This is a genomic window from Streptomyces sp. NPDC057743, assembly GCF_042798755.1.
Taxonomy (GTDB): Bacteria; Actinomycetota; Actinomycetes; order Streptomycetales; family Streptomycetaceae; genus Streptomyces.
In genome coordinates, this window is sequence record NZ_JBHVJX010000018.1 from 16,332 (window position 1) to 37,941 (window position 21,610).

The window sequence follows — 21,610 nt, forward strand, 5'->3', positions numbered from 1 at the left end:
AGGTCAACTACCCCATAGCGCCGCCCCGTTGCTCAGCGTGGCGGTCAACCGCCCCCAGGTGGCGGTGTCCCGCTCCAGGGCCGGGTATTCCGCGCCGCGCGCCGTGCCCCAACGGCGCGCCACCGCCGCCGGATCCTCCTCCAGCAACAGCCCGGCCGCCTGCGCCGCCGCCCCCAGCGCGGCGAGTTCGTCGGCGTCGGGCACCACCACCGGCCGGCCGGACAGCCGACGCACGGTCTCCCGCCAGGCGTCACCCCGGGCCCCGCCGCCGATCAGCAGCAGCGGCGCGCCCGGCGCGGCGTCCGCTCCCGGGAGCTCGTCCAGCGCCCGCAGCAGCGCGAACACCGCGCCGTCATAGGCGGCTTGGAGCAACTGGCCGGCGGTGGTGTCGTGGCGCAGGCCGTGCAGCAGGCCCGAGGCGTGCGGCAGGTTCGGGGTCCGCTCGCCGTCCAGGAAGGGCAGCAACACGGCGTCGCCGCCCGGCTCGACGGCCTCCCGGCCGAGGCCGAGCAGCGCCGCCACCCGGTCCACGGCGAGCGTGCAGTTGAGCGTGCAGGCCAGGGGGAGCCAGTCGCCGCGGGCGTCGGCGAAGCCCGCGACGGTGCCGGTGGGGTCGGCGGGCCGGCGGGTGCTGACCGCGTAGACCGTGCCGGAGGTGCCCAGGCTCAGCACCGGCTGCCCGGGGCGCAGGCCCAGGCCGAGCGCCGCCGCCATGTTGTCGCCCGTGCCGGAGGCCACCAACGCTCCGTGGGGAAGCGGTAGTTCGTCGGTCCGCACGGTGCCGGCCGCCTCTCCGGGGAGCGCGACCCGCGGGAGCATGGCGGGGGTCAGCCCGACCCGCTCCAGGACCTCCGGGTCGTAGGCGCCGGTGGCGGACGACCACCAGCCGGTGCCGGAGGCGTCGCCGCGGTCGGTGACCGGCTGGCCGGTCAGCCGCTGGACGAGGTAGTCGTGCGGCAGTCGGACGGCGGCGGTGGCGGCGGCCGCCGCCGGCTCGTGGGCGCGCAGCCAGGCCCACTTGGCGACGGTGAACGCCGGGCCCGGCACGCTCCCGATCCGCTCCGCCCAGGCCGCCGGCCCGCCGCCCTCGGCGATCAACTGCTCGCTCTCCCGGGCCGGTCGGACGTCGTTCCACAGCAGCGCCGGGCGGACCGGCTCGCCGGCTGCGTCCAGCGTCACCAGGCCGTGCTGCTGCCCGGCGATCGAGACCGCGGACGCCTGGCGCGCGGCGGGCCCGCACTGCGCCAGCGCCTCGCCCAACGCCCGCCACCACTGCCGGGGATCGCTCTCCTTGCCCGCCGTGCCGTCGACCGTGTGCGGCGCCTGCCCCCGGGACAGCACCTCGCCGGTGGACGCGTCCACCACCAGCGCCTTGGTGGACTGCGTGGAGCTGTCCACCCCGACGACCAGCGGTCCGACCGACTCTGCGCCCATCGAGCACTCTCCCTCGGCGGCCGGTGGCCCAGGCCCTGACGGCGGGGCCCCGGCCGCTTCGGACCCCGTGCGCTGCCGCATAGTAATGCGCGCGCGACGGCTCCCGCGGCGCCTGTGGACGACACGCGCCGGGCCCGTCGAAGGGCGTGGACCGGGTGCCGAACCGCTCCCGGGGGAGCGGATTTCCGTGGTGTGCCGTGCGTCCTCGTCGCTCTCGCGACTTGGGCCGTCGCATCGCCAACTGTCGCTCGGCGGCTTGGTGGTGGGTGACGAAGGCCGTGGAGGGTGGGGCGACCTCGTTGCTCAGCGCGGTGTCGAGGGGGTCGTGCTGGTCGGTGAGGGGGCGGGCCAGTTCGCCGTACGGGCCCGGGGCGGCGCAGGTCCTCCAGGGCGAGGTCGGGGACGGCGGTGCACCCTCCGGGCGGTGAGGTGCGCACGTCAGGCGCGTTAGGGTCGGCCCGGGCGATCGGGGCCGGGAGCCGTCCGTACCGGTCCGCTGGTCGTCAACGGCGGCCGCAGCGCGGACATTTCGCGTCGGAACGGTCCGGAGCGGTCGCCGGGTCCCTGACGCCACACCGAAGAAGCGATCAATTCCGCATGAGCTTTCCTCCGCCCCCGCAGTCCAACCAGCCGCCGCAGCCGCCCCAGGGCGGAGGGGGCGGTTTCGGTCCGCCAACGGGCGGCGCGTACGGCCCGGGTGGTTTCGGTCCCGGGGGTTACGGGCCGACGCCGCAGACCGGGCAGCCACCCGCCGGCCCGTATGGCGCGCCCGGTGGCTACGGTCCCGCCGGGGGTGGTCCGGGCGGGGGCAACGGGGGCTGGCAGCAGCCGCCCACACCGCCTTCGGGGGGCGGAAACGGCACCGCCGTCGCGCTGATCATCGGCGCCGGCGTGCTCGTCCTGGCACTCGTCGTCGGCGGCTTCCTCTGGGCCAACAGCGGCGGCGACAACGGCAAGCAGGCCGGCCCGGGCCCCGGCACCGGCGCGAGCGCCACCCCGTCGGAGGCCGCCCCGACCCCCTCCGACTCCGCGACCCCGAGCGCCCCGGAGAGCCCCACGGCCGCACCCACGGGGCGTATCGCCCCCTTCTACCGGCTGAAGGCCGGCGACTGTTACGACATCCCGCCGGGCGGCAACGGTGGCAACAACGAGCCGGCCTCCTGCCACGCCCCGCACGACGCCGAGGTGGTCTTCGTCTACACCCTGCCGCGCGGTCTGGCCTCCGAGAGCGAGATCAAGGACAAGGCGGCCGCGCTGTGTTCGGTCGAACTCCACGAACGGGCGTCCAAGCAGCCCAAGGGGACGGCCGAGGGCACCTATGTGCAGTTCCCCAACGCCGAGGGCTACAAGGTGGGCATCAGGTCCGTGGTGTGCAGCCTGACCGGCAACCGCAGCGGCAGCAAGAAGCTGACGGCGCCGTTGCGTTGAGCCGGCAACCGGGAGCGGCCGGCGCGCCAGTTAGGCGGGCCGGCCGGCCGTCGGGTCCTCCTCGCCCGCCCCGTCCACCTCGGTGGCCGCCGGGTTGAGGACGCGGGTGAGGAACGCCCGGGTCCGCTCGTGCCGGGGCGCGCCGACCACCGTTTCCGGGGTGCCCTCCTCGACGATCAGCCCGCCGTCCAGGAAGGCGACCCGGTCGGCGACCTCCCGGGCGAAGCCCATCTCGTGCGTGACGACCAGCATCGTCATCCCGTCCCGGGCCAGTGCCCGCATCACCGCCAGGACGTCGCCGACCAGTTCCGGGTCCAGTGCCGAGGTCGGCTCGTCGAAGAGCATCAGCTCCGGGTCCATCGCCAACGCCCGGGCGATGGCCACCCGTTGTTGCTGCCCGCCGGAAAGCCGTGCCGGATAGGCGGCCGCCTTGTCGGCCAGCCCCACCCGGGCCAGTTGGTCGCGGGCGATCCGTTCGGCCGTGCCGCGGTCCCGGTGGAGCACCCTGCGCTGGGCGATGGTGAGGTTCTCCAGGGCGGTCAGGTGCGGGAAGAGGTTGAAGGACTGGAAGACCATGCCGATCCGGCGCCGCACCCGGTCGATGTCCACGTCCGGGTCGGTGACCTCGGTGCCGGCGACGGTGATGTGGCCCGCGGTCGGCTCCTCCAGCAGGTTCACGCAGCGCAGCAGCGTGGACTTGCCCGAACCTGACGGCCCGATGAGGCACACCACCTCGCCGCGGCCCACCGAGAGGTCGATCCCGCGCAGCACCTCCAGGTCGCCGAACGCCTTGCGCAGCCCGCGCACATCGATGGCGCGGTCGTGCCCACCGTCGGTCATCGGACCCCCTCCCGTTTCCCCATCGGTCCGCCCGCGCTCCTCATCTGGCCCGCGCCGTACGGGATTCCAGCCGCCGGACCAGCTGGCCGAGCGGAAGGGTGATCACTAGATAGAGCAGCCCGGCGATCAGTACCGGGGTGAGGCTCTTGTGCTCGTTCAGAGCGTCCCGCCCGAAGTTGGCCAGCTCGAACTGGTTGAGCGACAGCCCCAGCAGATAGACCAGGGAGGAGTCCTTCGTCAGCAGGATCAGCTCGTTGGTCAGTGGTGGCAGCACGATCCGGAACGCCTGCGGCAGGACGATCGAGACCATCGCCCGGCCCTGCGACATGCCCAGTGAACGGGCCGCCTCCGTCTGCCCCTTGGGCACCGCCTGGATCCCGGCGCGCAGGGTTTCGGCGATATAGGCCGCGCCCACCAGCCCCAGGGACAGCATCACCGTGGCGCTCTGGTCGAGCGCGACCTGGAACGCCAGCGGCACCCCGAAGCCGAGCGCGAGGAAGACCAACAGGGCGGGGATGCCGCGGAAGAACTCGATGTAGGCCACCGCCAGCCAGCGGTACGGCGGTACCGACGACAGCCGCAGCAGCGCCAGCACCATGCCGAGGGCGAGCCCGAAGCCGAAGCCGAGGAGGGTGTAGCGCACGGTGTTGACCAGCGCGGTGGTGAGCACGTCGGGGAAGAGCGCGCCGGCGACGGCGGGGTCGAAGAACGCCGTGCCCAGCCGGTGCCAGTCCGCGAGCAGGGCGAGTGCCGCCACGGCGGCGACCAGTACGCCGTATTGGGCGCCGCGGACCAGTCGGGCCCGGCGGCGCCGGGAGCGCGGCCGGGGCATCAGCCGAACCACTTCCGGTGGATCCGGTCGTAGCTCCCGTCCCGTTTTGCCCTGGCGAGGACCGCGTTGATGCGCCGCCGCAGCGCGTCGTTGCCCTTGCGGACGGCGAGTCCGTAGCGCTCGCCGGTGTCGAACTCCGTGGCCACGGTGGTGTCCTGGTTGTGCTTGGCGTAGTCCAGGAGCACGCCGTTGTCGTTGATGGCGGCGTTGACCTGGCCGGACCGTACCGCGGCCAGCAGCAGCCCGACGTCCTCGAACTCGACGAGCTCGACGCCCGGTCCGTGCTCCTTGGCGTAGCTGGCGCCGGTCGTGGCCTTGAGGTAGCCGAGCTTCTTTCCCCTCAGGTCCGCGATCTTCTTGACCGGGGTGGTGCCGCGCTTGACCAGGAGTGCCTGGGTGGCGTCGAAGTACGGGTCGGAGAAGTCCATGACCTTGGCGCGGGCGGGGGTGATGGTCATGCCCGAGGCGGCGAGGTCGCAGGTGCGGATGGCGAAGTCCTGGCCGGTTTCGATGCCCTCGAACGGGGTGTTGACGATCCGCTGGGTGGCGCCTAGATCCTTGGCGACGAGGTCCACCAGGTCGACGTCGAAGCCGACGATCTTGCCGTTCCGGGTCTCCTCGAACGGGGCGTAGGGCAGGTGAGTACAGGTCACCAGGGTGCCGGGGCGGACCAGTTCGGGGCCGGCGCCCTGCTTCCCGTTGGGGGCGGTGCTGGTGCAGCCCGCCAGGAGGGCGGCTACCGCCGCGGCGGCTGATACGGGCAACGCGGAGCGAGCGGTCACAGGTCCTCCAGGAGTGCCGTGCCGGGCAACCGGGCCGTGGGTGCGGCGAGTTGCGCTGCATCCTGCCATCGGCCGGGGGCGCTGTCTGCGGTGCGTCCCGTTGCGGCTCCGTAACGCCCGTAGGGGGCCGCGCCACCCCCTGGCGGCTCAGCGCAGCGTCCAGAGCCAGCCGAGTGGGGTGAGGCCGAGGGCACGGGCGACCGAACGGGAGGCGTGGTTGCCGGCGGTGGTGCTGTAGAAGAGCACCTCCTTGTGGCGGGCGATGCGGTGGGCCCAGGTGGCGACGACGGCCGGCGCCAGCCGGCGGCCGCGGAAGTCCGCGCGGGTCCAGATCCCGGCCTCCGCGGCGGTGGCGTTGGCCTCCGGGGTGTGGCAGATGGACACCGGCGCGGGGCCGTCCAGGGCCATCGCCCACTCCCCGGCGGCGCCGGAGATCAACTCCGCCCACTCGTCGGGCTCCCAGTTGCCGGGCCGGTCCAGGCGCGCTGCGGCCCGGCGGCCGTCGGCGTCCGACACGATCACCGGCAGCTCCGCCGGGGGTGGCGCCGGGAGTTGGCGGGGGAAGACGAACGACGGGCCGCCCTCGATGGCGGCGTCCGGGTCGGCCACCCCTAGGGCGCGGGCCAGCCGCACCAGCTCCAGGGGAGCCACCTCCGGGGCGTAGGGCTGCGCCTGGTTACCGGCGGTGGCCGCGGGCGGCAACGGGCCGGACGCGCCGGGCCCCAGCGCCAGCAGGCGGGCCCGCGGTGACCAGGCCCAGACGGCCTTGACCGGCTTGTTGGTCACGGTCGCCGGGCCGTCGGCGGTGGCCGGCACCAGCCCGTAGATGGTGTCCACTTCCAGCGCGAGCAATGCCGCGTCGTCCCACTCCATGGCGGGAGGCTAACGGGGCGCGCCGCTGGTACGCGCCCCGTTTTCCCCGGGGCAGGTCAGCGGCCCAGTACGGCCGCCAGTTCGGCGATGGTCTCCGGGCCGACCCGGCAGCAGCCGCCGATCAGCCGGGCGCCCGACGCGACCCAGCCGGCCACCCGGTCGGCGTGGAACGCCGGGCTGCCGCGCCAGGTCCGGGCCGCGGCGTCCCAGCGCTCGCCGCTGTTCGGATAGACCACCACCGGCTTGCCGGTGAGGTCGGCCGCGAGCGCCACCGCCGCATCGGCGTCGTCCGGCGCACAGCAGTTGACGCCGACGGCGATCACCTCGTCCGCGTCGGCGAGCGGCGCGAACGCCTCGGCCAGCGGCTGCCCGGCGCGGGTGCGGTCCCCGGCGATGCTGTACGACAGGTAGGCCGGGACGCCGAGGCCGCGGACCGCTCGCAGCAGCGCCCGCGCCTCGTCCGCGTCCGGCACCGTCTCCAGGGCCAGGACGTCCGGCCCGGCGGCGGCCAGGACTTCCAGGCGCGGTCGGTGGAAGCGCTGCAACGCGTCTACGGACAGCCCGTATTGGCCGCGGTATTCGGAGCCGTCCGCCAGCATCGCCCCGTACGGGCCCGCCGACGCGGCGACGTACAGCGGGCCGGCGGTTCCGGCCGCGGCGGCCCGTGCGGCCGCCTCGCGGGCCAGTGCGACGCTCCGGCGCAGCAGCCCGGCGGCCTCCTCGGACCCGGTGCCGCGCCGCGCGAACCCCTCGAAGGTGGCCTGGTAGCTGGCGGTGATGGCCACTTGGGCGCCGGCCCGGTAGTACGCCAGGTGGGCGCGGACCACGGCCTCCGGGTCCTCGGCGAGCAACCGGGCCGACCACAGGGCGTCGCTCAGATCGTGCCCGTCGGCCTCCAGTTGGTTGGACAGGCCACCGTCGAGGACCACCGGGCCGGCGGCGAGCGCCTCGGCCAGTGGGGGCGACGGCTTCGGCGACGGGCCGGTCATGGCGACAACCTCTCTTCGCGGCAACTACTCGGGCCGGACCGCCTGGATGTCCAGCTCGATCCGGATCGTAGCGCCGATCGCGGCGATGCCCCTGGCCAGCATCTTGCGCCAGTCCAGGGTGAAGTCCTCGCGGTGCAGTTCGGTGACGGCCTGGCAGGCGGTGCGGGTCTCGCCCATGATGCCGGTGCCGATGCCCAGGTAGCGGGTGTCCAGTTGGATGGTGCGGCTGACGCCGTGCAGGTAGAGCACGCCCTGCACGGTCCACCGGCCGCCCCCCTTGTGGACGAACTTGTCGCTGACGAACTGGAGGTGGGGGTACCGGTCCACGTCCAGGAACTCCGCCGACCGCAGGTGGTCGTCGCGCATCCGTACGCCGGTGTCGATGCTGGCCGCGTCGATGGTCACGTCGACCCGGGAGTCCTGCATCCGCTCGCCGATCCACAGCCCGCCCTCGAAGCGGTTGAACCGGCCGTGGATCTCGGCCAGTCCGATGTGCCGGGCGGTGAAGCGGATGGCGCTGTGGTCGGGGTCGAGCCGCCACTGGCCGGCCTCCGGGAGCGGCAGGGCGGGCGCCAGCTCCAGGGTGACCGGGAGGGGCGCGGTCCGCTCGCCCGCCACCACCGCGACCTCGAAACGGGCCGGTTGGAAGCCGTCGGAGGTCATCACGACCCGGTAGGGGCCGGGCCGCAGGGTCACCGTGAGCCGGCCGTTGGGGTCGGTCTGGCCGTGCGTGACGTCCCGGCCCTCGGCGTCCCGGACGGCGATCTCCACTCCGGCCATCGGCAGTCCGACGGGATCGTTGACGCACAGGTCCAACGCGCCCGCCCCGTTCGGGAGGGTCGGCTGCGGGCTGTGCGGCGTGCGGTCGCGCAGGCGGCGGAGGATGGCGAGCGGCATGGCAGGACGGGGCCTAACGGTCGGATCGGTCGGACGAGGACGTATGCGGACGCAAGCGGGCGGCGTCGCGGAATGAATCGCACGAAAAGGGTGCGGATTCGGTTCCATCCTGTCATTGGTGGCGACCCGAACTGACCACCAGGTGTCAAGGCTTGTCTAAACGTGAGGTTTCTCGCACTGCATGGGGATTCCCCTACGAGTTCGCATCGGGTAGATCCGGTGCGATCCCGGCCAACGCCGCCGCCGGATCGTCCGCCGCCGGACCCCCGGGCGCCCACCGACCGCCCTCCTTGCGGAACGGCCACCAACGGCCGTCGCGCCCGTAGCGGAGCTGGGTGCCGCCGCCCACGACCGTCCAGCGGTTGCCGGCGGCCCGCAGCCGCGGCCGGGACGCCTCGTCGGCCCAGGCGGCCGCCAGCCGGTCCCGCGCCCTTGCCGCCACCTCCGGCGCCGGCACCCACTCCTCCTCAAGGGCCGCCAGCCCGGCCGCACCGCCCAACTGCCAGGCGCGGACGGCCAGTACGAGGCCCCGCGGATCGCGCCCCGAACCGTCCGCCAGCCGCGCCGAGACCGCCGCCCCCGGGCCGGCGGCCGCCTGCCGCACCGCGTCCTGCGCGAGCGTCAGGGCCGGCGCGGGCGAGTCGTTCGGGTGCCCGGGGGAGAGCGCCTCGGCCAGCAGCCCCTGGGCGCGCGCCGCGGCGTCGCCGATCAGGAACTCCAGCGCGTCTGTGGCCACTTCGGGCGGCGGGGTGCAGTCCCCGAGCACCGGCGCCGGGCCGGGGGTCGCGACCGGCGGCGGGGGCGCGGGCAGCGGAGGTAGCGCGTCCAGCGCCGCGTACGCCGCGCCGGCCGGCACGCCCGCCTGCGTGCGGCCGCCCCCGGCCGCCATGCCGGCCCGGGACGCGCTGCGCCGCTGGAGCTCGGCCAGCAGCTCCTCCTCGTCCCGCCCGCGCAACAGCAGCAGCACGAACGGGTCCTCGTCCAGCAGCCGCGCCACCTGGTGGCTCAGCGCCGCCGTGTGCGCACAGTGGTCCCACGCGCCGCAGTCGCACTCCGGCTCCAAGTCCCCGATGCCCGGCAGGAGTTCCACGCCGGCGGCCGCCGCGTCCTGTGCCAATACGGGCGGTAGGTCGCGGTCCAGCAGCGCCGCGAGGTGCCCGGCGCGGTCCGCGACGACGTCCAGCAGCCGGTCCCAGTCCGCCGCCGACAACTGTTGGAGCAACACGTCGGCGCGGTACCGGGTGTGGTCGCGGTCCTGGACGACGGCGGTGACCCGCCCGGGGCGCACGGAGACCGCGCCGACCGCCCCGGAGCGCGCGTGCCGTCGCCCCCGCTTCACCTGCTCCCCATCCAGCGCCGTGTCCGCCAGCGCCTTGAGCCACGCCCGCCCCCACCAGGTCTGCGCGAAGCCCCGGCCGCGCGGTACCGGGAGCGCGGCGAACGTCCGCTCCACACCCGGTCGTTCGGTTCCGCTCCCGTACACCGTGCCCCCATCCGTCGGGTCCCCGTACACCGGCCCGTCCTCCCGCTCGTCCCTCGTGTTCATCGCTCGCCGCCGCGCAGGGCGACCAGGTCCGCCAGCTCGGCGTCGGACAGCTCGGTCAGCGCCGCCTCACCGGAACCCAGGACCGCGTCCGCCAACCGCTGCTTACGGGCCAGCAGTGTGGCGATCCGGTCCTCGACCGTGCCCTCCGTGACCATCCGGTGGACCTGCACCGGCTGGGTCTGCCCGATGCGGTACGCCCGGTCGGTGGCCTGCGCCTCGACCGCCGGATTCCACCAGCGGTCGAAGTGCACCACGTGCGACGCCCGGGTCAGGTTCAGGCCCGTCCCCGCCGCCTTCAGGGACAGCAGGAACACCGGCACCGCCCCCTCCTGGAAGCGCCGCACCATCGCCTCCCGTTGGGCCACCGGCGTTCCGCCGTGCAGGAGTTGGGCGGCCACCCCACGCGCCGCCAGGTGCCCGGCCAGCAGCCGCGCCATCTGCACGTACTGGGTGAAGACCAGGACGCCGGCGTCCTCGGCGAGCAGGGTGTCCAGCAGCTCGTCCAGGAGTTCCGTCTTGCCGGAGCGGCCGGCGAAGCGCGCGGTGCCGGTGTCGCGCCCGTTTGGCGGCTCCTTCAGGTAGTGCGCGGGGTGGTTGCAGATCTGCTTGAGCGCGGTGAGCAGCTTGACCACCAGGCCCCGGCGGGTGAAGCCGTCCGTCCCGGCGATCTCGTCGAGCCCCTCGCGCACCACCGCCTCGTAGAGCCCGGCCTGTTCGGGGGTGAGCGCCACCGCCCGGTCGGTCTCCGTCTTGGGCGGCAGTTCGGGGGCGATTCCCGGGTCGGACTTGCGCCGGCGCAGCAGGAACGGCCGCACCAAGCGGGCCAGCCGCTCCGCCGCCGCGGCCACCTCGTGGGACCCGGCCGCACCACCCTCGACGGGCTGCGCGTAGAGCCGCCGGAACCGGGCCAGCGGCCCGAGCAGCCCCGGCGTCGTCCAGTCCAGGATCGCCCACAGCTCCGTCAGGTTGTTCTCCACCGGCGTGCCGGTCAGCGCCACCCTGGCCCCGGCGGGAAGCGTGCGCAGCGCCCTGGCGGTGGCGGAGAACGGGTTCTTGACGTGCTGCGCCTCGTCGGCGACGACCAGCCCCCAGCCGGCCTCCGCCAGTCTGGCGGCGTCCAGGCGCATCGTCCCGTAGGTGGTGAGGACGAACTCCCCGTCGGCGAGGTCCGCCAGGCTCCGCCGCCCGGCGTGGAAGCGGCGCACCGGTGTCCCCGGCGCGAACCTCTCGATCTCGCGCTGCCAGTTGCCCATCAGGGAGGTGGGGCAGACGACGAGCGTGGGGCCCGCCGACTCCGGGTCGGTCTGCCGGTGCAGATGCAGGGCGATGAGGGTGAGGGTCTTGCCCAGGCCCATGTCGTCGGCCAGGCAGCCGCCCAGGCCGAGCGAGGTGATGCCGTGCAGCCAATCCAGGCCGCGCACCTGGTAGTCGCGCAACGTGGCGGTGAGGCCGGCCGGTTGCCCGATGGACGGCCCCTGCGCCCGCTCCGGGTCGGCCAGCCGGTCGCGCAACTGCGCCAGCCAGCCCGCCGCTTGGACCTCCACCCGTCGGCCGTCGTCGTCCCGGGCGGAACCGGTGAGCGCGGCCCCCAGCGCGTCCAACGGGGCGACGGCGCGGTCCCGGCGCTCCCGGGCGGCGCGCACCTCCTCCGGGTCCAACAGGACCCATCGGCCGTGCAGGCGCACCAAGGGGCGCCGGGCCTCGGCGAGCCGGTCCAGCTCCGCCCGGTCGATCTCCCGGTCGCCGACGGCGAACCGCCAACTGAACGACAGCAGCGCGTCGGCGGAGACCAGCGACGGCATCCCAACGGGCCCGGGCCCGGCCCCGTATGCGCCTGCGTCGGGCCCGTCCGGCGGTCCCACCACGGCCCGCGTGGTCAGCGTCCGCGTCAGCTCCTCGGGCCAGTGGACTCGGACGCCGACCGCGGCCAGCGCGCCGGAGGCCGGCCCCAGCAGCGCGGCGACTTCCTCGTCCGCCAGCTCCAGCGCATCGGGCACCGCCGCGCTCAGCAGCGGCGCCAGCGGCTCCCAGGCCCCGGCCGCCCGGCGCAGCGTCAGCAGCGTCTCCGCCCGCGCCCGCGCGCCGAACTCGCGCCCCGTCGCCGCCGTGCCCGCCCACACCTCGGCGGCGTCGGCGACCACGGTGGGGTCAAAGGCGCTGTGCACCTGGACGACGGCGGAGAACGTCGCCTCCGAGGACGCGATGCCCGCCCCCTTCGTACCGGGCGCCTCGCCGTCGTCCCCTCTTGTCGACGGACCCGCCGCGCCGCTTGCCACCTGCTCTCGGGGCGTACCCGACTCGCCCGCGCGCTCCCCGGTCGCCGCCGGTACCCCCGGCCACCCCAGGTCCACGCCGTGCACCTCCACCCGTAGGGAGAGCCGCACCCCGGCGTCGTGCCCGGCGGCCACCTCCGCCGCCCAGGGCCGCAGCTCGGGGACGTGTTGCGGGGCGGACGCGGCGAACGCCGGTCCGCCGGCGGCGAGTTCGGCGGCCGGTGTACGGGGCAGCCCGTCGGCGACCGCGTCCAGGAAGGCCCGCACCTGGCGCTCCGGTTCCGGCAGTCGCACCGGGGTGGAACCGGGGAGCGGGGTGGCATGGGCGTGCGGCGGCATCGCGTCGGCCAGCTCGCGCAGCCGCGCCATGTCGTCCGGGTCGAGCGGGCCGGCCCGCCAGGCGTCGTGGTCGGTGGGGGACAGGCCGGGCAGCAGCCGGCCGCGGGCCGCGAGGTGGAGCGCCAGGAGGGCGGCCGCGCCCCAGAAGGCGGCGGCCGGATGGGCGTCGCGGCGGCCCCGTATGCGGGTGAGGAGGGGGAGCGCCTCGGCGACCGGGAGCACCAGGGCCGGCACGGCACGCACGGCGATGCCGTCGCCGCTGCCTCCGTCGGCCGGGGTGCCACCCGTTGCCCCGGTGGGCAGCACGACCGTCAGGTCCTCCAGTACGGGAGCCCGTCCGCCGGCCTCTCGGGAGGCGTCCCGTACGACGGTGTCCAGGGCACCCTCGCCGCCCGGATGCCAGAAGGCGACCCGTCCGAGTCGCGGCGGATCCGACGGCAGGAAGACCGCCGCGCAGCCGGAGAGCGCGGAGCGCGGCGCGGGCGTGACCGAGGGGAGGGAACCCACTGGATCGGTACTCCTCAAATTTGACTACTGGGCGGGGAGCGGCCGAGGGTACAGCACGAACCGCCCCGTGAGGGAACCTCCGGCGCCGAACCGGCGTTCAATGGAATACGACGGAGCGCGGCACGCGCCGCAGAAAGGGCGTGAAGGATGTCCACACAGGCGAAGGTCGCGATCGGCGGCGTCGCGGTGGGAGTGATCCTGCTGTGGCTGCTGCCGTTCTGGGCGGCCGTCTTGGTCATGGTCGGGATCCCGGCCGCCGCGTATCTGACGCTGGACCCCTCCCAGCGGCGTCGGCTGCGCAGGGCAAGCCGCAAGGAGCTCGGCCGCTAGGGCCGCCGGACCCATCGGACAGGCCCTGGCCGACGGGCCCCACCGGGCCGCGGATGAGCGCGGCCCGGGGCACCGCCGTCAGACGGGGCGGGCCGCCAGCCCGTCCAACGAGGCCAACAGGCCGGGCAGTTCGGGCCCCCGGCCCACCGGGTGCACCTGCCCCGGCTCGTCGTCCAACAGGACGAGCGCGATGTCGTCGGTGCGGGCCACCATGCTCCACCCCGGCCCGTCGACCCGCAGCGTGCGGGCCCCGCCCGCGGCGAACGACGACCGCACCCGGCCGGGCGGCGGTGGATCGGTCACATAGCCACGGGCCTCGGCCAGCACCCGCCGCACGCCCCGGTGCCGCTCCGCGCCGGGCTCGGCGAAGGTCACGTCCGCGTCCTCGACCTGGGCGCGCCAGGAAGCCCACTGGAGCGCTATCTCGTCCGCGCCCAGCCGCCGTTGGGCGGGCCCCCAGTCGTCGGCGTCCGGCGGCGTCAGCGGCGCCCGGTCGCCCTCCTGCGGCTCCGGGTCGTGCGGCTGCGGGACCCCGGGGGCCGACACCGCGAGCGCCAGCGGCCAGCCCGGCAGCGCCGCCACCATGCTCTCCTCGTCGGGCGACAGGTCGTACTCCATGCCGCAGTCCCAGGCCGCGATGGCGCAGGCCACCAGCGACACGTCCTCGGTGGCCACCGTCCAGCGCGCCCCGGTGCCGTCCTGCCCGAGCAGCAACCCGTAGCCCTCCGCGTACGGTTCGAGACCGAGACCCGCGCACACCTCGGGATAGTCGTCGCCGAGCACGCTCGGGAACTGCGCGGGCGTGAGCAGCACCGCCGTCAGCACGAACAGCTGATCGCCGTCGCCGCTCTCGGTCGTGGTCACGCCGGATCTCCCTCCATCGGGTCCGCACTTCGCCGCGCACCCTAATTGGCCGGGAGTGACCTTGTCACCACTCGTACGCTGCGACGATGCGACCGCTACCGGGACGCGGGGCCGCCGGCCCGTAGGAGCGGCGACAACTCGGTCCCCTTCGGGGCGGGATGACCTCCGCAGCCCGTACTGTGGGAGGTTCGGCGACGAAGGGACGGACGACCGGTGCAGCGCTACGACTGGCTCAAGGAGATCCAACGGCTCGACCCCGAGCGCGACTTCTTAACGATCCACCGCATCACCTACGCCCACGAGTTCCCCTGGGACATCACCAGGGCCCTGGAGTTGGCGCTCTACCGCACCTACGCGGTGCCGAGCATTGGGCGGTTGCTCGCCGAGACCGCGGAGCTCACGGACCGCACGCAAAAACGTTACGACGACACCGCGTTGCTCCTGGACACCGTCATCGAGCACGGCTTCGAGGCCGGCGAGGGCCGGACCGCGATCCGCCGCATCAACCAGATGCACCGCAGCTACGACATCAGCAACGACGACATGCGCTATGTGCTGTGCACCTTCGTGGCGGTCCCGATCCGCTGGATCGAGCAGTACGGCTGGCGACGGCTGAGCGAACACGAGAAGCGCGCCATCGCCGCGTACTACCGCACCCTCGGCCGCCATATGGGGATCAGCGACATCCCGGAGACCTACCAGGAGTTCCTGAACTGCCTGGACGCCTACGAGGAGGCGCACTTCGGGTGGGACCCCGGTGCCCGCCGGGTGGCCGACGCCTCCCTGGACCTGATGGCGGGCTGGTACGGCCCGCTCGCCCCCGTGGTGCGCGGTGCCAGTAAGGCCCTCCTGGACGACGCGCTGCTGGACACCTTCCGCTACGAGCGCCCCCGGCCCGCGGTGCGGACGGCGGTGCAGACGGCGCTGAAGCTGCGCGCCAAGGCCGTGCGACTGCTGCCGCCGCGCCGCACGCCCCACTACGCCCGCCAGAACCCCGAGATCAAGGGCTACCCGAACGGCTACCGGGTCGCCGAACTCGGGACCTTCCCCAAGTCCCGTGGGCTCGGCGGCTGTCCCGTTCACCCCGTCGGCGACGCTCCCGCCCAAGGGGACCCGGCGGCCTGAGGCGCGGCGGTCCGCCAGGGGCGCATCACCCCCGCCGTACCGCCAGCGCCAGATAGCGGGTGTCCTCGTCGGTGTACTGGCGAAGCTCCCATCCACTGCTGGCCAGGAGGGGCCGTAGCCGGGGCTCGGCCCGCAGGTCGTCGGGGGTGAGCGGATGCCCCTTGCGGGCGGCGAGGGCGGCCCTTCCGATGGGGTGGAAGAGCGCCAGCCGCCCACCGGGGCGCACCACCCTGGCGAGTTCGGACAGCCCGCCCGCGGAGTCGGCCAGGTGGGAGATCAGCCCGGCGGCGAACACGGCGTCCAACGCCGCGGACGGCAGCGGGAGTCGGGCCACATCGGCGAGCATCAGGCCCGCGCAGGCGTCCCGTCCGGCCCGCACGGCGGCCGCCAGCATCTCCGGGGTGAGATCCGCGCCCAGCACCGTCCCATGCGCCCCCACGGCCGCCCTGAGGGCCGGCAGGGCGCGTCCGGTGCCGCAGCCGGCGTCCAGCACCCGCTGCCCCGGCCGGAGGCCCAACTCGGCCACACCGGCGGCGTAAGCGGGGCCGTCGTGGGGGAACTTGGCGTCCCAGCCGGCGGCGCGGACGCCGAAGAACGCGCGGACGTCGTGCGGATGACTGCTGTGCGGGCCGGTCATCGGTCTCCTTCGGGTGCGGTACGGGCCAGAGGGGCGGTGAGGGCGTAGAGGGCGCCCGCGACGAGCAGCGCGGCCACCACGCCGAGGTTCATGGCGCCCAGCGTGCCGTGTGCGGCGTCGTCGCCGAGCAGAAAGCCGGTGGCGCGGGCGATGTTGGGGTCGGCGGAGGTGATCAGGCCGAGCCCGACGGCGGTGGCCACGGTGAGCGAGAGGAGCGCGGGCCACCTGACGGCGGGCGCCGCGGCCAGCCCCGTACTGGAGCGGCGGGCGCGCCACCGCTCCACGAGGAAGACCGCCGTCCACGCGGCCATCGCCACCCCGACCACCGACAGGAACGCCTGGAACGTGGCGAAGAAACTGGGCGAGACGAACAGCACGTACCAGCCGCCGACGGCCATCAACGCCCCGTCCACCAGCACCGCGAGGTGCCGTCGGACGGGCACCCCGAGGGTCAGCAGCGACATCCCCGAACTGTAGATGTCCATGATCGCCCCGGAGGCGAACCCCCCGATCGCGGTGAGCAGATAGGGCACCAGAAACCAGGTCGGCAGCGTGGCCGCCAGCGCACCCACCGGGTCGGCGGCGGCCGCGGCGGCCAGTTTGGGGTCGCCGGCGTTCAGCAGCACCCCGAAGACCAGCAGCACCACCGGGGCCAGCACCCCACCCAGCGTCGTCCAGCCGGCGACGGCCCGGGCGCTGCTGTCCCGCGGCAGGTAACGGCTGTAGTCCGCGGCGCAGTTGACCCACCCCAGCCCCAACAGGGTCATTGCGAAGACCACGCCCCCGATGGCGGTGCCGAGGGGGGCCGGCCGGCCCGCCCCGAGGGCGGAGAGGTGGATCCGGTCCGCCATCAGCGCCAGGTAGGCCGCGGTCATCGCGGTGATGGCGGCGGTCAGGTACCTCTGCACCTTCATGATCAGCGCGTGCCCGTAGACGCCGACGACCACCACCGTCACGGCGGTCACGGCGAAGCACAGCGCCTGCGCCCCGGTGGTCGGCGTCCGCCCGTCCGCCCGCGCGAAGGCCGCCGGCGCAACGCGCGCCAGGATGGTGGCACCACCCAGGGAGGAGAGTGCTACCAGGACCGTCTCCCAGCCGACGTTGGAGACGTAACTGAACACGGTGGGCAGCGCGTTGCCCCGACGGCCGAAAACGGTCCGCCCGATGGCCATGGTGGGCGCGCCGGTTCGCACCCCGGCCACCGACACCAGGCCCACCAGGAGGAACGACAGCACATAGCCCACCGTCCCGGTGACCACCGCCTGCCAGGCATTGAGGCCGAGCCCCATGACGTAGATCCCGTAGGCGATGCCGAGCAGGGAGAGCCCGGAGGCGGCCCAGGGCCAGAGCAACGCCCGGGGCGCGCCGTGCCGTTCGGCGTCCGGCACCGGGTTGATGCCGTTGCGTTCGACGGCCGCCGCCGAGGTGTTGGCCCCGGCGGCCGTCGAGTGCCGCTCCGGCGACCGCGCTGCCCGCTGCTGCGTCATGCGCACATGATTCCCCATGGCCGGCGCGGGCGGGGGGAACGCCCGTACGACAACGGAGGTCCGACGCCGCCCCGGTCCGTGGCGGGGTTGGCCGAAAGCAGCGCACCGAACGGGCCGGCACCGGCTTTCCCGAATCCGAGGACATCCCGATCAGCGGAAGGTACGGTCCTCGCCATGGTTCCGGACGGCACGCGGTGCCGCTGCCGGCCCCAGCGCTGTGCCCTGGATCCGCACGCCCGCGCCGCGCGGGACCTCGCACCTTGGAGGAGACGGCCGATGAACGCCGTACAAGGGCCCCCGGAGGACACGCCCCCGCCCCCTGCCCCCGATATGGCCCTGAAGGTCTTAGTGGCGGGCGGATTCGGGGTGGGCAAGACGACCCTGGTGGGCGCGGTGAGCGAGATCCGGCCGCTGCGCACCGAGGAGCAACTCAGCGAGGCGGGCCGGGTGGTGGACGACGCCGGGGGAGTGGTGGGCAAGACCAGCACCACCGTGGCGATGGACTTCGGCCGCATCACCATACGGGCGGGACTCTCCCTGTACCTCTTCGGCACCCCGGGCCAGGACCGCTTCTGGTTCCTGTGGGACGACCTCTCCGAGGGGGCGCTGGGTGCGGTGGTACTGGCCGACACCCGGCGGCTGCCGGACTGCTTCCCGGCCGTGGACTACTTCGAGCGCCGCGACCTGCCGTTCGTGGTGGCCGTCAACTGCTTCCCGGGGGCCGGCTCTTACGGGGCCGACGAGGTCTCCCGCGCCCTGGACCTGGGCCGCGGGACGCCCGTCGTGCTGTGCGACGCGCGGGACCGCGACTCGGGCAAGGAGGTGCTGGTCCGGCTGGTCGAGTACGCCGGGCGGCGGCACTCCGCCCGGTAGTTGGGGCCCGGCGGGCTGACCGGCACCGGGCGCGGGCGCCGGCCAGCAGGGCCGTTCCTCAGTCCGAGACCCCGGCGAGCGCCACCGCCTTGTCGATCCGGACCCGCACCACCAGTTCGCCCGGGACGCCGTTGCGGGCGCCGTACTCCTCCGCCCGCTCCTCGCCCACGTAGCGCGCCGCGATCCGGGTCGCCCAGTGCCGCACGTCCGACAACTCCTCGCCCAGTTCCGCGGTCCCCTGCACGACGACGAACGAGAACGGCGGCCGCTCGTCGTCGACGCACAGCGCCACCCTGCCGTCGCGGGCCAGATTGCGGCCCTTGACCGTGTCCCGACCGGTGTTGAACACCAGCTCGTCGCCGTCCATGAGGAACCACACCGGGGCGATGTGCGGGCTGCCGTCGGCCCGCACCGTCGAGAGTTTTCCGGTTCGGGTGCCCTCGGAAAGGAACGCCCGCCACTCATCCTTCGTCATCCTGTGTGCCATGCCGCAATCCTCGCCGTCGGCACGATCAGCGCCGCACGTGGCACGCCGTTGTGGGGCCGCTTGCCGAGACGGCGGAGGTGGGACAGGCTGGCACGGCGGCCCGTCGACGGGCCGCGAACTGCCGTCCGGTCAGACCGCGGACGGGGATACGGGGAGGGAGCGGCATGGCACTGAGCAGCGGACTCGACTGGCTGCTGGACGACCTGACCAAGCGCGTCGAGTTGGTGCGGCACGCGTTGGTGCTGTCCAACGACGGGCTGGTGACCGGCGCGAGCCAGGAGCTGGCGGGGGCGGACGCCGAGCACCTCGCCGCGGTCGCCTCCGGACTGCACAGTCTCGCGAAGGGATCCGCGCTGCACTTCGGCGTCGGTCGGGTGCGGCAGACGATGATCGAGTACGACGACGGGGTGTTGTTCGTGACGGCGGCGGGCGACGGCAGTTGCCTCTGCGTGCTGGCCGGCGCCGACGCCGACATGGGCCAGATCGCTTACGAGATGACGCTGTTGGTCAACCGCGTGGGGGAGCACCTGGGCGTCGCGGCCCGCCGGCCGGAGAGTTATCCACAGGCCCGAAGCGAGCGTTGACGCGCTGTCACCGCCAGCGGCTAACGTCGTAACCGTCAGTGAACGACGAACGAGTCGCAGGGGGAAACCACCATGACGGTGACAGTGATGTGCGACGGGCAGCAGACGCTCTCGACGGGGCGCGCCGCCCAGGAACTCCAGTTGCGGACCGGTGAGTTCGAGCTCGCCACCCAGCTCGGGGAGGTCCGTACGGTCCCGGCCCGGTCCGATGGCCGGCCGGGAAGCGGGGGGCCGCCCGGCCGACGCCGGGTGCCGGCGGAGGAGGTCGCCCGCCTCCAGATCGAGCCGGGCTTTCCCGAGACGCTCCGCACCCGCCTCCGTACGGTCACCACCAATGAGGCGGCCGCACTGATGGGCGTCGGCCCCGGCCGGGCGCTGCGGCTCACCCGCGCCGGCTGCGTGGCCCCGGTCCGCTTCTATGTGAACCGCTTCGGTGCCGTGGTCTGGCTCTATCTCGCCGCGGAGATCGCGGAGTTCGCCGACCGCGAGCCGGAACTGCTGCGGGGCAACACCCCGCTCGCGATGCGGGTGATGCTCACCAGCGGGCAGGACTGGCGGGCCCGCCAGTGGCGCAGCCGCCGGGTCGCCCAACTCATGGGCCGGACCGCCGATCCCTGGGAGTCGGCGGCGGTGATCGCCGCCGTCCTGCCACCGGAGGAGCTGGCGTCGGTGGCCGAGGACGCGCTGGAGCGCGCCGTGCTGCGCCGGCTCCGGCCCACCCTCGCCGCCGCGATCACGGCGACCCCGGCGGCCCGAGAATCCTTCGAACGGGTCCTGGTGGCGGAGGAGTTCGACGAGGTGCTGTGGTATCGCGTCAATCTCTCCCGCGCCCTGGAAACCGCCCGCCGAGAGGACCCGGGCCGGGCCCGCCCGGCTGCCGCTCGGCGCACCGGCCGGCCGCCGAGCCTGCGGAACGCCCCCACTTGGCCGGTCGGGGCCAGAAACCTCACCGCTCGTGGCTAAGGTCTGTCCGATGGGTCACGGCCGGGGCCGCGACGCCTGGCACGGCACCTCGCGGCGTTGCCAAACCGCCCCAATAGCTCCGCTATCAGGCCGCTTTGGCGCCTTGCGATGCGCCCCCAGCTACCGCTGGGAGGTGCCCCCTGCACCAGACGCCGCGGCCTATCCGACCCTGACCCATCGGACAGACCCTTAGGGCGCGCTCACGGATCTCCGCGGTGTCACCGGGCGTCCGGCGGGCCCCCTCGCGGCACGCGGTCCGGCCGCCGCGAAGGGGGAGGCGGTGGCTGTCAGGTGGCTGCCCGGGGCGTGGGCGGTGAGTCAGGAGGCGCCGCCCGCCCTCACCGGTGGGGTTGCCCGGCGTCCCCCTGGTCCGACGGTTCCCACAGCACGGCCCGGGCGATGGTCGACAGGGTCACGGTGCGGTCCTCGCCGACGACCAGCCAGCCCTTGTCGAGCAGGGACTGCAGCAGCGGGCGGGTCTCGTCGCCCAGTTCGTCGGCCAGGTCGTCATCGGTCGGGGGCGCGCCGGCCCGCAGGTGGGCGGCGACCTGGCGGACGGTGGCCTGCTCCGCGGCGGTGAGGGTGAAGTCCATGAGTCGAGCGTAGGACTTCGACGCCGCCCGTCGTCCGGGCCCCGTCAGTCGCCCAGCTTGCGGAACAGGCCCTCCTGGACCACGGAGACCAGCAGGCGGCCGGCGCGGTCGTAGATGCGGCCGCGAGCCAGGCCCCGGCCGCCGGTGGCGATCGGGGACTCCTGGTCGTAGAGGAACCACTCGTCCGCGCGGAACGGGCGGTGGAACCACATCGCGTGATCGAGGGAGGCCATGTCGAAGCCGCGCGGGCCCCACAGGGGTTCGACCGGGATGCGGACCGCGTCCAGCAGCGTCATATCGCTGGCGTAGGTCAGGGCGCAGGTGTGCACCAACGGGTCGTCGCCCAGCGGTCCGACGGCGCGCATCCAGACCGCGCTGCGGGGCTCCGCGCCCTCGATCTCGTCCGGGGTCCAGCGCAGCCGGTCGACGTACCGGATGTCGAACGGCTGCCGGCGCGCCATCCGCTCCAGCGCCTCGGGCAGACCGCCCAGGTGCGCGCGGACCTCTTCCGCGACGTTGGGCAGTTCCTCCGGGTCGGGCAGCGCCCGGTGCATCGGTAGTTGGTGTTCGAAGCCGGGTTCCGGCTTGTGGAAGGAGGCGGTGAGATTGAAGATCGTGCGTCCTTGCTGGACGGCGACGACTCGACGGGTGGTGAACGACCGCCCGTCCCGGACGCGTTCGACCTGGTACACGATCGGCACCCCGGGCCGGCCCGGCCGGAGGAAGTACGCGTGCAGCGAGTGGACCGGGCGGTCCCCGTCCGTGGTCCGCCCGGCGGCCACCAGCGCCTGGCCGGCGACCTGCCCGCCGAAGACCCGCTGGAGGCTCTCCTGGGGGCTGCGCCCCCGGAAGATGTTGACCTCGATCTGTTCGAGGTCCAGCAGATCGACCAGTTTCTCTGCCGGATTCGTCGTCACCGGTGGCCCT

The 21,610-nt window shown here is 74.2% G+C and carries 21 protein-coding genes; 6 read left to right on the forward strand and 15 right to left on the reverse strand.

The features are described from left to right. Nucleotides 1-3: 3 nt before the first annotated feature. On the reverse strand, nucleotides 4-1,434 hold the full coding sequence (gene xylB, locus ACFVFQ_RS21470; protein ID WP_383418368.1) for a xylulokinase: 1,431 nt from the start codon (nucleotides 1,432-1,434) through the stop codon (nucleotides 4-6). 597 nt (nucleotides 1,435-2,031) lie between these two features. On the opposite strand from xylB, the gene ACFVFQ_RS21475 reads away from it, so the two are divergent. Beyond that, nucleotides 2,032-2,862: a septum formation family protein gene (locus tag ACFVFQ_RS21475; RefSeq protein WP_383418370.1), complete on the forward strand. Its 831-nt coding sequence runs from the start codon at nucleotides 2,032-2,034 to the stop codon at nucleotides 2,860-2,862. Nucleotides 2,863-2,892: 30 nt separating this feature from the next. On the opposite strand, the gene ACFVFQ_RS21480 is transcribed toward ACFVFQ_RS21475, so the two are convergent. The 8 genes from ACFVFQ_RS21480 to ACFVFQ_RS21515 form a co-directional block, all read right to left on the reverse strand. Beyond that, nucleotides 2,893-3,702, reverse strand: coding sequence for an amino acid ABC transporter ATP-binding protein (locus ACFVFQ_RS21480; protein WP_383418372.1), 810 nt, complete (start codon nucleotides 3,700-3,702; stop codon nucleotides 2,893-2,895). Between the two features lie 40 nt (nucleotides 3,703-3,742). Continuing rightward, entirely contained in the window at nucleotides 3,743-4,534 is a 792-nt protein-coding gene (locus ACFVFQ_RS21485) for an amino acid ABC transporter permease (RefSeq protein ID WP_383418376.1), read from the reverse strand. Continuing rightward, entirely contained in the window at nucleotides 4,534-5,316 is a 783-nt protein-coding gene (locus ACFVFQ_RS21490; protein ID WP_383418378.1) for a basic amino acid ABC transporter substrate-binding protein, read from the reverse strand. The genes ACFVFQ_RS21485 and ACFVFQ_RS21490 overlap by 1 nt, the downstream gene beginning before the upstream one ends. Nucleotides 5,317-5,463: 147 nt before the next feature. Next, nucleotides 5,464-6,189, reverse strand: a complete 726-nt coding sequence (locus ACFVFQ_RS21495) for a GNAT family N-acetyltransferase (RefSeq protein ID WP_383418380.1) — start codon at nucleotides 6,187-6,189, stop codon at nucleotides 5,464-5,466. A gap of 56 nt (nucleotides 6,190-6,245) precedes the next feature. Further along, nucleotides 6,246-7,178, reverse strand: a complete 933-nt coding sequence (mmuM, locus tag ACFVFQ_RS21500) for a homocysteine S-methyltransferase (protein ID WP_383418382.1) — start codon at nucleotides 7,176-7,178, stop codon at nucleotides 6,246-6,248. A 24-nt stretch (nucleotides 7,179-7,202) separates the two neighbouring features. After that, on the reverse strand, nucleotides 7,203-8,075 hold the full coding sequence (locus ACFVFQ_RS21505; protein ID WP_383418384.1) for a YceI family protein: 873 nt from the start codon (nucleotides 8,073-8,075) through the stop codon (nucleotides 7,203-7,205). Nucleotides 8,076-8,268: 193 nt separating this feature from the next. Beyond that, nucleotides 8,269-9,621 (reverse strand): SWF or SNF family helicase, encoded by a 1,353-nt coding sequence (locus ACFVFQ_RS21510; protein WP_383418386.1) that lies wholly within the window; start codon nucleotides 9,619-9,621, stop codon nucleotides 8,269-8,271. Beyond that, on the reverse strand, nucleotides 9,618-12,740 hold the full coding sequence (locus tag ACFVFQ_RS21515; protein ID WP_383418388.1) for an SNF2-related protein: 3,123 nt from the start codon (nucleotides 12,738-12,740) through the stop codon (nucleotides 9,618-9,620). The genes ACFVFQ_RS21510 and ACFVFQ_RS21515 overlap by 4 nt, the downstream gene beginning before the upstream one ends. Nucleotides 12,741-12,887: 147 nt before the next feature. Here ACFVFQ_RS21515 and ACFVFQ_RS21520 point away from each other — a divergent pair, with 147 nt between their 5' ends. After that, nucleotides 12,888-13,070: a hypothetical protein gene (locus ACFVFQ_RS21520; RefSeq protein WP_274912171.1), complete on the forward strand. Its 183-nt coding sequence runs from the start codon at nucleotides 12,888-12,890 to the stop codon at nucleotides 13,068-13,070. 78 nt (nucleotides 13,071-13,148) lie between these two features. On the opposite strand, the gene ACFVFQ_RS21525 is transcribed toward ACFVFQ_RS21520, so the two are convergent. After that, on the reverse strand, nucleotides 13,149-13,934 hold the full coding sequence (locus tag ACFVFQ_RS21525) for a hypothetical protein (RefSeq protein WP_383418390.1): 786 nt from the start codon (nucleotides 13,932-13,934) through the stop codon (nucleotides 13,149-13,151). Nucleotides 13,935-14,147: 213 nt separating this feature from the next. Between ACFVFQ_RS21525 and ACFVFQ_RS21530 the strand changes: the two genes are divergently transcribed. Then, nucleotides 14,148-15,059 carry an oxygenase MpaB family protein gene (locus ACFVFQ_RS21530; protein ID WP_383418392.1) on the forward strand — a complete coding sequence of 304 codons (912 nt, stop codon included), beginning with the start codon at nucleotides 14,148-14,150 and terminating at the stop codon, nucleotides 15,057-15,059. Nucleotides 15,060-15,084: 25 nt separating this feature from the next. Here the strand turns inward: ACFVFQ_RS21530 and ACFVFQ_RS21535 are convergent, their stop codons facing one another. Next, the gene (locus ACFVFQ_RS21535; RefSeq protein ID WP_383418397.1) at nucleotides 15,085-15,696 is read right to left on the reverse strand and encodes a class I SAM-dependent methyltransferase; all 612 of its coding nucleotides are present in this window, start codon (nucleotides 15,694-15,696) and stop codon (nucleotides 15,085-15,087) included. Then, entirely contained in the window at nucleotides 15,693-17,183 is a 1,491-nt protein-coding gene (locus tag ACFVFQ_RS21540; protein ID WP_383418401.1) for a purine-cytosine permease family protein, read from the reverse strand. The genes ACFVFQ_RS21535 and ACFVFQ_RS21540 overlap by 4 nt, the downstream gene beginning before the upstream one ends. Nucleotides 17,184-17,459: 276 nt before the next feature. Between ACFVFQ_RS21540 and ACFVFQ_RS21545 the strand changes: the two genes are divergently transcribed. After that, nucleotides 17,460-18,056 carry an ATP/GTP-binding protein gene (locus tag ACFVFQ_RS21545; protein ID WP_383418403.1) on the forward strand — a complete coding sequence of 199 codons (597 nt, stop codon included), beginning with the start codon at nucleotides 17,460-17,462 and terminating at the stop codon, nucleotides 18,054-18,056. Between the two features lie 58 nt (nucleotides 18,057-18,114). On the opposite strand, the gene ACFVFQ_RS21550 is transcribed toward ACFVFQ_RS21545, so the two are convergent. After that, entirely contained in the window at nucleotides 18,115-18,543 is a 429-nt protein-coding gene (locus ACFVFQ_RS21550; protein WP_383418405.1) for a PPOX class F420-dependent oxidoreductase, read from the reverse strand. 164 nt (nucleotides 18,544-18,707) lie between these two features. Between ACFVFQ_RS21550 and ACFVFQ_RS21555 the strand changes: the two genes are divergently transcribed. Continuing rightward, nucleotides 18,708-19,127, forward strand: a complete 420-nt coding sequence (locus ACFVFQ_RS21555; protein WP_383418407.1) for a roadblock/LC7 domain-containing protein — start codon at nucleotides 18,708-18,710, stop codon at nucleotides 19,125-19,127. 72 nt (nucleotides 19,128-19,199) lie between these two features. Next, a complete protein-coding gene (locus ACFVFQ_RS21560; RefSeq protein ID WP_383418409.1) occupies nucleotides 19,200-20,090 on the forward strand; it encodes a DUF6397 family protein in 891 nt (296 codons plus the stop codon). A gap of 338 nt (nucleotides 20,091-20,428) precedes the next feature. Here ACFVFQ_RS21560 and ACFVFQ_RS21565 read toward each other — a convergent pair whose 3' ends face one another. After that, nucleotides 20,429-20,683, reverse strand: a complete 255-nt coding sequence (locus ACFVFQ_RS21565) for a hypothetical protein (protein ID WP_383418411.1) — start codon at nucleotides 20,681-20,683, stop codon at nucleotides 20,429-20,431. 44 nt (nucleotides 20,684-20,727) lie between these two features. Beyond that, nucleotides 20,728-21,600: an acyl-CoA thioesterase gene (locus ACFVFQ_RS21570; RefSeq protein WP_383418413.1), complete on the reverse strand. Its 873-nt coding sequence runs from the start codon at nucleotides 21,598-21,600 to the stop codon at nucleotides 20,728-20,730. Nucleotides 21,601-21,610 lie beyond the last annotated feature (10 nt).